At 70.6% G+C, this 13,800-nt stretch carries 16 protein-coding genes; 1 reads left to right on the plus strand and 15 read right to left on the minus strand.

What is annotated here, in order from left to right; translation table 11 throughout:
- The first annotated feature begins 498 nt into the window (after positions 1-498).
- Complete coding sequence (locus HS99_RS33850) at positions 499-954, plus strand: hypothetical protein (RefSeq protein WP_223886076.1); 456 nt, start codon at positions 499-501, stop codon at positions 952-954.
- A 35-nt stretch (positions 955-989) separates the two neighbouring features.
- Here the strand turns inward: HS99_RS33850 and HS99_RS33855 are convergent, their stop codons facing one another.
- The 15 genes from HS99_RS33855 to HS99_RS33920 all read right to left on the minus strand — a co-directional run bounded on the left by HS99_RS33855 (position 990) and on the right by HS99_RS33920 (position 13,501).
- Positions 990-1,307: a winged helix-turn-helix domain-containing protein gene (locus HS99_RS33855; protein ID WP_030555513.1), complete on the minus strand. Its 318-nt coding sequence runs from the start codon at positions 1,305-1,307 to the stop codon at positions 990-992.
- On the minus strand, positions 1,304-1,768 hold the full coding sequence (locus HS99_RS33860) for a hypothetical protein (protein ID WP_030288764.1): 465 nt from the start codon (positions 1,766-1,768) through the stop codon (positions 1,304-1,306). The genes HS99_RS33855 and HS99_RS33860 overlap by 4 nt, the downstream gene beginning before the upstream one ends.
- Before the next feature lie 40 nt (positions 1,769-1,808).
- The gene (locus HS99_RS33865; protein WP_197697997.1) at positions 1,809-2,573 is read right to left on the minus strand and encodes an ABC transporter permease; all 765 of its coding nucleotides are present in this window, start codon (positions 2,571-2,573) and stop codon (positions 1,809-1,811) included.
- On the minus strand, positions 2,570-3,580 hold the full coding sequence (locus HS99_RS33870; protein ID WP_046385635.1) for an ABC transporter ATP-binding protein: 1,011 nt from the start codon (positions 3,578-3,580) through the stop codon (positions 2,570-2,572). Before HS99_RS33870 ends, HS99_RS33865 begins: the two co-directional genes overlap by 4 nt.
- A 170-nt stretch (positions 3,581-3,750) precedes the next feature.
- Positions 3,751-4,593 carry a thiopeptide-type bacteriocin biosynthesis protein gene (locus tag HS99_RS33875; protein ID WP_030288761.1) on the minus strand — a complete coding sequence of 281 codons (843 nt, stop codon included), beginning with the start codon at positions 4,591-4,593 and terminating at the stop codon, positions 3,751-3,753.
- Between the two features lie 2 nt (positions 4,594-4,595).
- A complete protein-coding gene (locus HS99_RS33880; RefSeq protein ID WP_030555517.1) occupies positions 4,596-7,025 on the minus strand; it encodes a lantibiotic dehydratase family protein in 2,430 nt (809 codons plus the stop codon).
- Positions 7,022-8,119 (minus strand): zinc metalloprotease, encoded by a 1,098-nt coding sequence (locus HS99_RS33885; protein ID WP_050366804.1) that lies wholly within the window; start codon positions 8,117-8,119, stop codon positions 7,022-7,024. The genes HS99_RS33880 and HS99_RS33885 overlap by 4 nt, the downstream gene beginning before the upstream one ends.
- A gap of 211 nt (positions 8,120-8,330) precedes the next feature.
- Positions 8,331-8,510, minus strand: a complete 180-nt coding sequence (locus HS99_RS33890; RefSeq protein ID WP_030288756.1) for a thiocillin family RiPP — start codon at positions 8,508-8,510, stop codon at positions 8,331-8,333.
- Between the two features lie 46 nt (positions 8,511-8,556).
- Positions 8,557-8,736 carry a thiocillin family RiPP gene (locus HS99_RS33895; protein WP_030288754.1) on the minus strand — a complete coding sequence of 60 codons (180 nt, stop codon included), beginning with the start codon at positions 8,734-8,736 and terminating at the stop codon, positions 8,557-8,559.
- A gap of 37 nt (positions 8,737-8,773) precedes the next feature.
- Positions 8,774-8,944, minus strand: coding sequence for a thiocillin family RiPP (locus tag HS99_RS43710; RefSeq protein WP_106973767.1), 171 nt, complete (start codon positions 8,942-8,944; stop codon positions 8,774-8,776).
- Between the two features lie 22 nt (positions 8,945-8,966).
- Positions 8,967-9,152 carry a thiocillin family RiPP gene (locus HS99_RS33900; protein WP_030555519.1) on the minus strand — a complete coding sequence of 62 codons (186 nt, stop codon included), beginning with the start codon at positions 9,150-9,152 and terminating at the stop codon, positions 8,967-8,969.
- A 31-nt stretch (positions 9,153-9,183) separates the two neighbouring features.
- On the minus strand, positions 9,184-9,915 hold the full coding sequence (locus HS99_RS33905) for a nitroreductase family protein (RefSeq protein WP_050366805.1): 732 nt from the start codon (positions 9,913-9,915) through the stop codon (positions 9,184-9,186).
- Entirely contained in the window at positions 9,912-11,528 is a 1,617-nt protein-coding gene (locus HS99_RS45440; RefSeq protein WP_030288749.1) for a hypothetical protein, read from the minus strand. The genes HS99_RS33905 and HS99_RS45440 overlap by 4 nt, the downstream gene beginning before the upstream one ends.
- Positions 11,529-11,581: 53 nt before the next feature.
- Positions 11,582-12,193: a TOMM precursor leader peptide-binding protein gene (locus HS99_RS33915; RefSeq protein WP_050366807.1), complete on the minus strand. Its 612-nt coding sequence runs from the start codon at positions 12,191-12,193 to the stop codon at positions 11,582-11,584.
- A 9-nt stretch (positions 12,194-12,202) separates the two neighbouring features.
- On the minus strand, positions 12,203-13,501 hold the full coding sequence (locus tag HS99_RS33920) for a YcaO-like family protein (RefSeq protein WP_046385636.1): 1,299 nt from the start codon (positions 13,499-13,501) through the stop codon (positions 12,203-12,205).
- Between the last annotated feature and the right edge of the window lie 299 nt (positions 13,502-13,800).

Raw genomic sequence — 13,800 nt, forward strand, 5'->3', positions numbered from 1 at the left:
CAGCCGTCCTCCGCCCGGCGCACCGGGCCGGCCTGGCGGCCGTTCAGTCGGTCGAGGTCCTCATGAATCGATCGATCACGTGACCGATCAACGGCCTCGGCGGCCCGGGGCCTGGTCACCAGGCCAGGGATGTCGGCGGCTCGAAACCGTCCGCGCCCACCAGCGCGAAGGGCCGGTTCGGAGGCTTGATCCTCGAACTGGCCCTTGAGCGTTTCCAGGTTCTACTCGTTCCGTGCCACCGGCGTGCCAGATGCCCCCCCCCGGCGCCGCCCTCCGCTCGTCGAGGGCCTGGCGGACGGCCCGTACGGTCGGCGATGGCGCGGTGCCGGTCGCTGGTCATGTGCTGGTAGACGGCGCGGGCCCGGGTACTGCGGTACTGCCGTGGCCCGTCCGGACATGAGGCCGGCTTTGCCGCTGGGACCCGTCGGGGATCATGGGTGTGTGACTTCCAGGGAAGAGAGTGCCGCTCGGCTTCAGGAGCAAGCAGCGCGGTGGAGCGTGGGCACGGGCTCCGCCAATGAGGTCGTTCTCGCGGCCTGCGATGCACTGGCGACCGGCTTGGACGGCCCGGCCTTGCGTGCTCTGGCCGCGTGCGAGAAGGCGGAGGCAGACCGAGAGCTTCCGAACCTGCTGCCGGCCGCTCTCGAAGAGCAGGGTTTGACGTACTACACCTTCGGAAGCGACGAGGCTTCCGAGGCCGGGGTTCGTCTCCTGGCCTCCCTGATGCTGGATGGTCGGCTCACTCCCCGTGAACTGGCCGCTCAAGTCCAGCGGCGGTTCGGGTATGACCTGGAGCTGGCTGTTGGCCTGTCATCGCTCGACGACGAGTACGACCTCCTCCGGGTGACCGGTCGCACGGTCGACGAGATCGACGCGGAGGTCATCGCCGAGGCCCGGAGGGTCCTTCGGGTGGAGGGGAACTTGGACGACCGAGCACGAGAGCGCATTTCCTGACGGTGCCGGGACCGACCCCCGGCCGTTTGGGGTGCTCAGTGCGGCCGGGTGTCCTCGGCGTCCCAGCCGGCGATCTCCCGGAGGGCGTTCAGGTGGCGGTCCAGTGCTGTCCGGCCGGCCTTGGTGAGGGAGAGCCAGGTGCGGCCGCGCTTTCCGACGAAGGTCTTGCGCACCTGCACGTATCCGGCCTCCTCCAGCAGTGCGATCTGCTTGGACAGCGCCGAGTCCGTGATCTCGACCGCCTCGCGGATGGACTTGAAGTCGGCCTCGTCGACTGCGGCCAGTGCGGCGGTGATCGAGAGCCGGATCGGCGCGTGTATGACGGTGTCGAGTGACCACCGTGGATGGCTCATGTGTTTCCCGATCCGGCAGGCTTGGCTCTGTGGTCCAGGAGTGCGACCAGGAAGAACGGAAGGGCGCACAGGACCGCTCCTGGCAGCCACCACAGCGGCTCGCCGGAGAATTTTACGGTACCGATGAGCACGGTGAGGCTGTAGATACCTGCTCCGGCCGAGGTGATGACGGCGTACCGCGCCCGGTGGTGCCGTGGTACGACCGGGCGCGTCGCCGTGTAGATGCCCAGGAACAGGAGGGGGAACAGGAGCCCGAACGGCATCGAGTACCGGGTGGACGGCTGGATCAGTAACCCGTACACGGCCGTCGAGACCATCATCGCGAGGCCCAGCAGGACGACGCCGACGACATGGGACCGGGCACCCCTGCGCATCCGCGAGGCCAGCACTTCGGCCGAGGCGAGCGCCTGCTCCGCTTCCTGCTTGTCCACCGTTACGCCTTCTTCCTTCTCTTCCTTCATGGCTTTCGCACTGGTTGGTGGTTCCCGTGACCGGCCGGAACTATCCGGCCTCGCCCTGGTCCCACCTGAACGTGCGGACGGCCAGGAACGTGACGGCCACCGCGGTGACGGCGACGACCGAGGCGGAGAGCCACGCCGGGTGGTACGGCTCTCCGGCGGACATCTGGGTCGTCATCAGGTCCGCGAAGCACGTCGTGGGCAGGACGCTGAGGGTCTTGGCGAGGGCCGCGGGCATGAGGTGCAGGGGGAAGGCCAGGCCGCTCAGGAACAGTGACAGGAGCTGGACGAGGGTGCCCACGTTCGTGGCGGCGTCGGGAGAGGACAGCCTTCCGCCGATCAGGTAGCCGATTCCACCGAACATGGCGAGGCCGAGGAGGGTGATGCCGAACAGGGCTGGGAGCCGACTCGCCTCGACCTTTCCCATGGCGTACGCGAGGACGAGCAGAGCGAGCGCCTGGCAGACGACCATGACGATCCGGGCGGACATGTGGGTGAACACCAGTCGCGCCCGGCCGACGGGGGTGGTTCCGAGCAGTCGGAGCGTGCCCTTGGAGCGCAGGTTGGCCAGCGGGCCGGTGGTGACGGTCAGAGCCGTGCTGGTGACGGCCAGGAACAGCGCCATCGGGATCACCAGTTGCATGAAGTCCGGCGTGCCGGAGCTCTTGGGGGCGATGGCGCCGATGGTCAGGAAGATCCCCGTCATTCCGAAGGGGAAGAACAGCGCGAAGTAGAAGTACCGGCGGTCCCGCAGGAGTTCGCGCGCGTGCAGGAGGGCCAGTTCGCGTGTGGCGGAGGAGGTGGTCACGATGCCACGCTTTCCGCATCGACGTGTTCCGCACCGACGCGTTCCGCATCGTCGGTGCCTCGGATGCCGTCGTTGCCGTCGAAGTCGGTTCCGGTGAGCCGGCGGAAGACCGCTTCCAACCCGGCCTCCTTGATCTGGATGTTACGTGCGCCGATCGGGCCGGCGAGCAGGCCGACCACCGCGTCGGAATCCGTGGTGCGGACCGTCACCTGGGTGCGGCCGTCGACGTCGTGTGCACTGAGCTGCGTGATCCCGGCCCGGTTCCGCAGGAGGGTGAGATCGCCACCGGTCGGGATGCTGAAGTGCAACTCCCGTTCGGGGGCGTGCTCGGCGATCAGGTCCGCGGGCGCTCCGCAGGCCACGACCGCACCCTTGTGGAGGATCGCCACCCGGTCGCAGAGCGCTTCGGCCTCCTCCATCGAGTGGGTGGAGAGCAGGACCGTGCCACCCGCCTTGCGGAAGTCGCGGATGGCGCTCCACAGGTCCTGCCGGGCGTTGGGGTCGAGGCCGGTCGACGGCTCGTCGAGCACCAGCACCCGCGGACGGGAGATCAGTGCGGTACCGACGAGCAGTCGCTGCCGTTGGCCGCCGGAGAGCTTCGCGACCCTGACGTTCCGCGAGTCCTGGAGGCCCATCCGGGCGATGATGGCGTCGGGGGTGTCCGGGGCGGGATAGAACGAGGCCCAGACGCGGAGGAGTTCGGCCACCGTCTGTTGTTCGAACAGGGCGGCCTGCTGCGGCTGGATGGCCACGTGTTTGCGAATTTCGTCCCGCTGACCGACCGGATCGAAGCCCAGGACGAGGACCTTTCCCTCGGTCGGGTGGCGTAAGCCCGCCAAGGTCTCGATGCTGGTGGTCTTCCCGGCACCGTTGGGGCCGAGGAGTCCGAAGACCTCTCTGTGACGGACGGTCAGGCTGATTCCCCGGATGGCGGAGATTTCCCCGTGTGGTCCCGGATAGCGCTTGGTGACGTTCTCGAACAGGATCGCTGGGTCGTGTGCCGGCATTCCGCGTCAGCCTCTCGTCGCGTCTCGCTGAGTCGGGCCTTGCTGAGTCGGGCCTTGACGGGCCGGGCCTTGATCGGCCGGGCCTTGTTGGGCCGAGTCTTTTCTGAGTCGAGTCCCGCAGCTTGCGTGTTTCAGACTGGCATCAGGATGCCAACTTGGCAAGTGCTTCCTCAATTGGAATGTCGACGGGCCGCGGCGACGATCCCGAGCAGGCTCTCCTCGGCCGGCACGAAGCCCCAGCGGTTGAGATCCATGTGCAGGTAGTGCAGGAGGAGTACCTGACGGTCGACCGGATTCCCGTCCGCCGCAGCCCGGTTGAGGGTCAGTACGACGTGGTCGACGTGCTCCTCGACTCCGCGCCGAAGACGCTCGGGAACCGTCGTGCCGGTGTTCACGTCCGCGGCCCGGCGGGTGAGGAGGGCGCGCAGCTCGTCCCTTCCCGGAACGGCCGTCCTGAGCTGCCGGCCCCACTGGCGCCGGTGCGCGGCCCAGAACTCCTGCCGGTGCTCCGCCGGCAGTGCCGCGCGCACCAGGGAGTCCATGTACGTCACCGCGAGGGCCGCACGCTCCCGGAGCGGGTCCAGTGCGGCCAGGTCGTCCTCGGAGTACCAGGACGACGAGGCGGTGAACAGTTCCTCGGCCCGGGAAACGCCTCGGATCCCGCCGTACTTGGCCAGTTCGGGGGCGTACAGGCAGCACCTGACCCGCCGGCCGGCCGGCAGGCCCTGCGGTACCGAGCCGGGGACCAGCCGCTCGGTCACCACCGGCCTGCCGAGCGAGTCCATGAGTGCGACGAGTTCGGGCAGCCGGCCGTGGATGCGGTCCGCCCCCTCCTCGGAGCACTGGATCCGGAGCCGGAGGTGATGTCCGGTCATGTCCCAGTAGCGGGTGAAGAACCACTTCGGGGCGGACTCCTCGGCCGCCAGACCGGCGAGCCAGGGGACCAGGACGCGGGTGGCCGGGTCCATCAGGTCCGGGTGTCCGGGATACGCGCGGACGTACCACCAGTCCACGGTCAGACCTCCTTGGGCCAGTGCAGAAGGGCCGCGTGCTCGGTGACCCGGGGCCGTCCGACGGCGTCGGTCTGCGGGTGCAGGTGCCGTTCCGGCAGGGCCTCGACCATGCGGACATGGCTGGTTTCCGGGCTCAGCCACTGCCGGAGGACCCCGGCCGAGAGCGGGGACGCCAGCGAGACCCACATCGGCTTCCGGTCGCCGGTCACGCTGAAGCCGGGGAGGCCGAGTTGGTGGACGAAGACCTCCTCCGGAATGCCGTGGGCACGCCGGAACGCGTCCAGCCGGAGGGCCAGCGAGGCCTCGTCCCGGTCGCCGGGGCCGGGCCGGGGAACGGCGTCGACCGGGACGATCCACGAGGCCCTGCGAGTGACCAGCCGACCGTCCGCCAGCCGCGGCAGGGCCACGACCTCCGCACCGCAGTGCGCCCGCAGTTCGAACGCCTTGGTCATCGTGTAGTCGGAGTGCGGCGACCCGTTCACCCACGGGTCGGCCAGCACGGCGAGCAGCCGGAGGTACGACTGCAGCAGGTGCTGCGGGATGAGGCCCAGGTAGGCCAGGCCGACCGGGTCCCCGAGCCGGTCGAACAGGGACAGGGTGTCGTCCGCCGGGTCGTGGGCGAGCACGGTCTCGTCGAGCGTGATCCCGTCGTCCGAGCCGACCTCGCCGGGCAGCAGCAGGGGCGGCAGCAGCCCGCTGCACTCGGCCTGCACGGTGTTGCAGTCCGTCCAGACCACGAGCTCCCGGCACCGGACTCCCGGCCAGCAGCGCTGGACGTGCGCGGCGAGCTCCCGCCGGAAGTCCTCGCCGAGCAGGCGGCCGAAGCGGGTGAACAGTCCGCCGCTGCCGGCGCCGAAGTGGTTGACGACCAGTCGGTACCGTCCGTCGGCGACCCCGGACCGGTCGGCCGCCTCCAGTTGGAACAGCACCCCGGCCGTCGGTGGAGCGCTGGTCGGTCCGACCGGCAGCCGGGAGCGGTCCCCGGGGTCGTTGCGGCTCACCATGTCCGCAGCCGTGGCGCGGTCGAGCGGAGGGTTCGAGTCGCCGTCCACGGTGAGCCGCATCAGGAAGCCAAGGGGATCCCGGCAGACTCCGCCCGGACCGAACTCGGCGAGGAACCGCTCCAGCAGGAGGTCGTAGACGTGGGAGCGGAAGACGTACGGCCGGATCTTGGCGCCCAGGGCCTCCAGGTCCGCACGGACCTGGGGCACCGCCAGCGGGTCCGGCAGCCGGAGATCGGTTTCCCGGTCCTCGTAGATGAGCCCGCTGGGCCTGCGTTCGTTGCGGTCACTGTGCTCGGTCCAGTCGGCGGTGATGCTCTGGAGCCGGGTCGTGGCCTCGATCCGACCGGTCACGCCGTCCCGGTGGGCGTGGGCGCCGAGCTCGTGCGCCCGGAGGAGGTCGGCGTGGGGGACGGGTGATTCGGCGCCCACCGGCTCGGCCAGGGCTGCCAGGGCCGCCAGGGGGTCGTCACCCCGCTGCCAGGGCGGGATCGGATGGAGGAGACCGGTGTCGAGCAGTCGCCGGAAGCGGGCGAACGGGCGCTCCCCGCCGAGTGTTTCGAGCAGTTCGTAGAGGGTCGTGGTTTCCGGCAACCGGCTCAGCCACGGGAGGGCGTAGTCCGCCTCGACCGTGCGGTCATGGCGCCAGATGACCCCCTCGGCGGCCGTCACCTCGCTGTGCAGCAGCAGCCCGTCGGGTTCGGTCGGGCCGCCCGGGCGGACCGGGGCGGTCCGGTACCGCAGCAGGCCCGCGGTCCGGACGTCGCGCGCGAGACGGTGCAGGGCCAGGTGTGCGAGGGCGGCGGAGGTGCGGCTGCGCGCCCGGCCCAGCCCGGTCGTCCCGGCCACTCCGACGGTGGTCAAACCCGAGAAGGGGCTGGTCTTCACCGCGGCCCGGGCGACGTAGGAGTAGAGGGTCTTCAGGTTCCTGGCCGACCCCGCCCGGCGCCGGCCGTGGACGGTCCAGTCGGGTGCCGCCAAGGCGAGGGACTCGGCGAACTCCGTCGACCGCAGTGCGTGGTCCAGTCGCTGGACGGCCCGTTCCCGGTCCTCGGCCAGCTGCTCGCCGAGTTCGGCCGCCAACTCCTGCCGGGCCAGGGTGAGTCGGATCCAGCTCTCGATGGTCGAGACCTGCTCGGGAGGAATGCGCTTCGCCAACCGCCGCAGCACCTCGGCGTCCCAGGGCAGCGGATCGAGCCGGTTGACCGCCCGCTTGCCGGCCAGGACCTTTCGGCGCAACGACACGTCGTCGTCCAGTCGGGGGACCAGGGAGAAGAGGAGTTCGGTGAGCTCGGGGGCCAGGGCGTCGAGCCGCTCCGCGCCGGCGGAGAGCTCGGACAGCAGTTTCCGGGTGGTGGGGCCGACCAGGTCGAGCGAGTCGGCGGGAAGGCCCGCCACCCGGGTCAACAGGACGGAGGCGACGGCGGTCATCGGCCCACCGCCGAGAGTGCCAGGTGGATGCTGACCGGGACGGCCCGGATCATCGAGAAGGCCAGGAAGCAGACGTAGCCGACCGAGAACAGCCCGTAGACCACGTAGGCCGCGCGGGCGCGGGTGGTCAGGTTCTCCAGGTGGGGTGGAAGCGGCTGTCGCTTGAGGATGCCGCGGAGCAGCGCGAAGGCCCGGCCGCGGGCGTTGGTCCGGCCGCTCGCGGCCTCCAGCGCGGTGTACCCGTCGCTCGGCATCAGCGGGTTGAGGTTGACGATCAGCATGAGCAGCTGCATGCCCAGCACGAAGGTCGCGGTGTGCTGCACGAATCCGGTGGAGTGGGTGGCCACCACCCCGGTGAGTCCGCAGAACACGCCGTCGCTCAGGATCCCGGCCAGCGCCAGGACGACCCTGCCGCTGCGGGCGCGGACCCGGTAGGCATCGGTGCGGTCGACGTAGGCCACCGGCATGAAGTAGAAGAGCAGCGCGACGCCGAGCCCGCGGATCGGGGCCCTGAGCATCTGGGCGACCAGGGCGTGCGCGGTCTCGTGCAGCAGGACGAGGAACAGCATCACGCCGGTGGCCACCAGGAAGGCGGGGCCGGCCAGCTGCTGGAGCGACGGTGTGGCCGTGAACAGGGTGTGGAAGCCGGTCGCGTACCCGACCAGCGCCGCGAGCACGGCGACGGAGACCAGCAGCCGTGCGGGCGCTGCGCGCAGGAGCCGGGCGACGGGTTCCAGAACGGTCGGCAGGGACTTCGTCAGTACGATCCGCGGCATCAGCATCGAGGTGCGGACCCGGTTGCCCCCGGGCTTCTCCGGCGGCTGCGAGCCTTCCAGCAGACCGCTCTTCTCCAGGCTCGCCAGGAAGGAGTCCAACTGCCGGGTGAACGCCTCGGATCCGGATCGGCCGTGGCTCGCGAAGAAGTCGACGAGGTCGTCCCTGGTGCGGGTCCCGTCCAGGTAGGTGAGCACCACCTCGCTGGCCCGGGTGATGCGGTGGTAGTTCCCGGTGACCGGATCAAAGATCAACGGAATGTCGTCCATCCCGCGGATGACTTCGAGTTCCTCCCGGAGCTTCGGTGGCGAACTGATCACTGCTCTCTGCCTCTCCCTGTACACCTGGACGCCCGGGGTGACCGAGTCGCTCCTCGGCCACCCCGGACGTGTCATTGCGGAGGATGCTGCGGGATGGTGCGATGTCCTTCCGGCCCACGGCGCTTCGCTCAGCGCCGTGGGCCGGTCGGGCCGGGCCCGGCGGGACGGTGTCAGGTGGTCACGGCCGTACGACACCGCCCGCCGGGATCGGTCAACCGATGGTGGAGGCGGACGTCAGGCTGGAGGCGGAGGTCGCCGGGCAGGACGCGGTCGACGCGGACGTCGCGCTGGAGAAGGAGCCCAGGGCGTTGCCCTGCGGCAGCTCCTCCAGGGCGAGGTCGCCCTCCAGCACGTAGAGGTCGAACTGGCCGTCGGCGGTGTTCTCGGTCATGCGGATTTCCCTTCCTTCCGTGGGGTGGTGGGTTGCGCGGGTCCGGTCAGCCGAAGGTGGAGGCGGTGCCCACGGTCGCGGCCGAGCTGCCCGGGCAGGACGCCGTGGACGCGGAGGCCGCGGAGAACCAGGAGCCCAGGGCGTTGCCCTGCGGCAGCTCCTCCAGGGCGAGGTCGCCCTCCAGGGCGTAGAGGTCGAACTGGCTGTCGGTGGTGTTCTCGGTCATGGATCGACATCCCTTCTCTGGGAGTGGTGCCTGGGGATCAGGTGTACGAGGAGAACGACGTGAACGAGGACGCGGAGGTGGCCGGGCACGACGCGGTGCCCACCGAACCCGCGGTGGAGACGGACGAGAGGGCGTTGCCGTCCGTGAGGGTCTCCATCTCGAGGGCGTCCTCGAGGTCGCCGAGCACGTAGAGTTCCAGTTCGGTCATGGGTTTCCCCTTCCTTTCCGTACTAGCCGGTGCAGTTGGCCGTCATCACGCTGCCGGCGCTGCTGGCGGGGCAGGACGCCGTCGACGCCGTCGAGGTGGTGCTGAAGGTGCCCAGCGCCACCCCGTCGGGGACCTGCTCCAGGAACAGGCCGTCCTCCGGCAGTTCGACGGTGTGCAGGTCGAGTTCCGGCGGAGTCGTGTCGTTCATCGGAATCACTCCTTCCGTTCTTCCTTGTGGATCACCGGTGGCCGGACGGCCCCGGGGGTGTGTGGGGTGGCTGCACGGGTGCGCCACCGAGGGCCAGCGCGAAGAGCTGGTGGCGGCTCGTGCCGTCACTGCGGAGCGGTCCACGGACCGAGGCGGGGATGAACCCCGCGAAGACGGTGCCGACCAGACCGGCGGCCACGGCGTCGAGCCACATCGTGTACGCGGCGGCGGACGCCCGGCCCATGAGCTTGCGGTAGCCGTGCGCCCCGTGCAGCTCGCTCGCCCGGTCGAGGTCCGCCGCTATCGAGACGATCGCCGCGGAGTCGCAGAACTCCCACTGGAGGGTCAGGTCGTGGAGCGCCTCCGGCGCCGGCAGGGGAGCCACCGGGGTGTACTCACGCTGCCCGGCGTCGAGCCCGAACATGCCGGGCTCCAGTCCGTCCAGCCGGAAGGCCACCACGTCGACCTGCAACGCGGACTGCTCCTGCTCCTGCGGCCAGGAGTCGGCGTCGGCCCTGATTCCGCGCGCGACGACGTCGGCCAGTAGGGCGGCGGGAACGGCGTCGGGGCTGAAGAACCGTTCGGACCTGCGCCTGCGGAGTGTCGTCAGCAGGTCCGTCCGGGGCCGGTCGACCGGGTCGAACCGGGTGGGCGGCCGGAGTGGACTCGGCGCCGACCGTTCGCGGGCGGGGCCCGGCGCGGAGCCGGCGGTCGTCCTGAAGGCGCCGATGAGTTCCGCTGCCAGCTCGTGCGGGCTGCTCACCGATTGCCTCCCAGGTCGATGACCGCCGTGATCGGTTCCACATCGGGGTTGATCCCGAGCCCCGCCGCGATGCCGTCGTCGTCCCAGTGCGGGCGCAGGGCGAGGCCGAGGCCCAGGGTGCGGGCGGCTTCGCGGGCCGTGGCTTGCGCGCAGCCGCTGTCCAGCAGGACGATGCGCAGGGCGAACGCCGAGTACTTCTGGGCCACTTTGGGGAAGTCGCCGGTCAGGACGACGGTCGCCGGTGAGTCCCCGGGGACCGTGCCGATCCCGGAGGAGAGCCTGGCGAGCCGGTGTTCCGTCGCCACGTACCCGTAGATCCCCGGTTCGACCCCCGGCACGTCACGGACCACCGCGTAGGCGGTCACCGAGCCGATGTTGCCCCCGCTCGCCGTCCACCGGGCCACCCGCTCCGCACTGTCCGCCCGGATCCCGGCGGTGACGGACAGCAACAGCGAGAGCGTGCCGGCGGTCGGCTCCGAGGGCGGCCACTGCCGTGACAGCCGTTCGTGCGAGGGCGGCGGAAGCTCGACGGCCGGCGCGACCGGCCAGGTGCGCGAGACCCGTTGCAGTGCGAGGTTGGAAGGCTTGTAGTGCATCTGATGGGCCTTCAGGTCGGCGAACTCCTTCGGCGGCATGGCCACCGAGGCCTCGAACCGGGTCGCCAGCGAAGCGCGCTCCGCGGTCGGCCCCTCGGCGATCGAGCAGCGTGGGCAGCCCGGCCGCGTCGCGGAGGAGGTGTCCCGGTGCGCCAGGGTTTCGAGGTCCACCAGCCTCCAGCGCATCGGCAGCGGGGACGGTGTCGTCCGGGAGACCGCCGCGAACAGGTCGCGGGCGAACAGCGCGACGGCCAGCTCGACGTCGCCGTCCAGGGGCGTACGCTCGTCGGTCTCGTCGTCCACGGTGAGACAGTCCAGGCACGGAGTCGTCCGCGGATCGACGAAGGGGCCGAGGGCAGCCCGGCGACCGCTCAGCCGCAGGCGCAGCAGTGGCACCCCCTTGTTCCAGCAGTGTGCGGCCAGCGCCTGGCGGCGGTCGGCGGGGGCGTGGTCGTCCGGGGTCTCGATCAGGACGGCGAGGGTCGTCCCCGCCGAAGGGAGGCAGTCGTCGCCCACGGCGGCCGGGACCGAACCGGTGAGCTCGCGGCGGAGCAACCCGGACACCGTGGCCGGGCCGAAGACCTCCACCCGCGTGGTCTGGAGCCGGGCGGCCGCCTGCTCCCAGGCCGGATTGGCCTCGGTGGCGCTTCCCACCCGGGACAGGAAGTCGGCGAGCTCGTCCTCGACTTCCCGGGCCAGTGGCCGGTCGGGCGGCCCCTCCTCGACCACGCCGCACGTCCACAGCAGTGAGAGCGCCTTGAAGACGACTTCCTCGGGCCGCCCGAGTTCACGGGCCAGTTCGTCGTGGTTCCGGGTGCCGTCGAGCCGTTCCAGGAGCGCGGGGAGCAGATCGGTGGCCGACCTGCCGCGGAACAGCTGCTTCTTCGGCGTGCCCAGGACCACCACCTGATCGGGCTCGTAGCCGACCACCAGTCCGCGGCGCAGGCGGGGATGCCGCGGTACCCGCAGCTGGGGGTCGAACCGTGCTGCCGTGCCGATGGTTTCCGCGGTGATCACAGGATGGTCGCCGGTAACCACAGGGTGGTCGCTGGTGATCACAGGGTGGTCGTTCAACGGGTCCGCCCTTCACCGAGCGCGGCGAACTCCGGCCAGAGCGCGTCGCGAGTGGATCGGGTGCGGCAGCGCGGGCAGCGGTCGACCGCCAGCACCGAGGCCTTGCTGGTGGCTCCGCTGATCTGGTCGAACCGCCGTACGGTGCCGCCGATCCCGCTGCTCGGCCGCGGGTCGAACACCTCGTGGACGGCCTGGCGGGCGAAGCCCACGGCGATGCCCACGTGGTGCTCCGGGTGACCGGACGGGTGCCGGTCGTCGCCGGCCGTGGCGTGCTCCGGGCGCTTGTGCTGGTTCCGGCGGCGTTCGAAGCACTGGTGGCAGGCGGTGCGGCCGGGGACCACCACCGGTCCGCACTGGACCTCCGTGGCGCTGGTGCGCACGGCGAACCACGGGCGGCGCCAGGCGAAGGAGGCCCGGTCCAGGGCCTCGGCGATGCGGGGGCGCTCATGGGAGGTCGCGAGCACGATCAGGTCGGCGGACGGCCACAGGCTCGGATGCGTCCCGTCGTCGATCTCCTGCAGAGCGGTGCGGTGGAGCCGGCTCAGGCGGGCGGCGACGCTCTTGCCGAACGGTCCTGAAGCGAGGACGAGCAACTGGGGGTTCATCATGGTCGGTCCTCACGCGAAGGGCTGCGGACAGGGATTGACGTCTTCCTCGTCGTGCACGGGCAGGCCCATGGCGCGGGGAGCCCGGTAGAGGCGCGGGTGGGCGAGGTACCGGGCCCGGTGGGCGAAGGAGAGCGGCATCAGCTGCGGCACCAGCACCCGGACGACGGTGGCGCCGACCTGCCGGGCCTCGTCGGTGGTGATGTCCACCACCACGACCTCGCAGCCGGCCAGGCTCATCCGCCGCAGCAGCCAGGGGAGTTCGGGGGAGCCGGCGGCCGGGCGGGGGAGGTCCGCCAGGTTCCGGACCGGGCGTTCGCCCTCGAGCAGGAAGTCGAACCGGTGTCGCTGGTCGCGAGGCCCGGCCCGCAGGGCTCCGCCGATCACGCTCAGCGTGTTCTCGGGCGCTTCCGGAGGAGCTCCCCGGCCCGAGAGCGAGCGGAGCGCGATGCGCAGCGAGGCGGCCTCCCGGTACAGCTTCGCGATCGCCCGGCCCGGATCGACGTCGCAGGTGGCGACCACCAGCTGGGCCAGGGCCCGGTCGTGGTCGGCCAGTTGGAGCCCGTAGACGACCGGGATCCCCAGATCCGTCGTGGCGTCGAAGAGCAGCGTGCGGATGTTCTCCGAGGACGCCCGTTCGGCGTACTCCCGGTGTTCGGGGAGCAGTTGGTCCGGGCTGAAGCCCAACCGGGGAAGTCGCAGCCGCTGGAGCCAGGTCAGTGCGATCGAGTCGCGTTCGACGACCTCCAGCAGTCCGTTGGTGACTGCTGCGAGCGGATCCGAGTGGGTGGCGCAGCCGGTGGAGACGGGGTGGAGGTAGCGCTCGGACGCGGACTCCGGCGAGCACTTCAGATAGACCTGGACGGCGGGCACGTACACCTTGCGGTTGCGGGCGAAGGACCAGCCTTCGAGCCAGCGGAGCGGTACCCGTGGGTCGGCGGGCGCCAGTCCGCAGCGGGGGTCGGCGAGTTCGGTGGGCGAGCAGTTCGGCCACTCCCAGGGCGGTATGGCGTCGTCGCCGAGCTCGGCCGCGGTGGCCCAGATCATGTCCGACGGGTCCCAGGCGCAGGAGGAGTACCGTTCGAGGGACTCGGCCGCAGCCAGGTGGGCCGCCGTCTCGCGGTCCAGGGCGCCGCCGGCGCCGTCGAAGTTGCCGGAGGACGGGTCGTGCGCCCACTCCGCCTGGGCCGAGAGGACGGCTCCCGGATTCCCCAGGGAACCGGAGAAGATCGGGAAGTCGGGCTCCCCTTCGGTGACCGGCAGCCAGGTCAGCCTGGAGACCAGGCCGAACGGGGAAACCAGCTTCCCCATGGCGAGCAGGGATTCAGGAACGGCCCTATTCCCGGGTGCCTTGTCAGACGTTCTCATCCTTATCCTCTTTGCTCGTTCGTGACCTTGACCGAATCCCGCCGGGGATCAAGATCTTTGCTGCGATGAGGGGTGGGAGTTCGGTGCATGTAGACGGTTGAATTCCGCTTCGTATCGGAACTCGTCGCTTCGAACACCCTGCTCGACTCAGCCACTGGCGGGATGGCGCTCGGCCTGGTTGACTCCTCCGCAGTGGCATCCAATTGACAGAGCTCCTGCTTTGTGGTGAGCGCCTTCACTCC

Origin of the sequence: Kitasatospora aureofaciens (assembly GCF_001188955.3) — a bacterium.
In the GTDB taxonomy this organism is placed as follows: Bacteria; Actinomycetota; Actinomycetes; order Streptomycetales; family Streptomycetaceae; genus Kitasatospora; species Kitasatospora aureofaciens.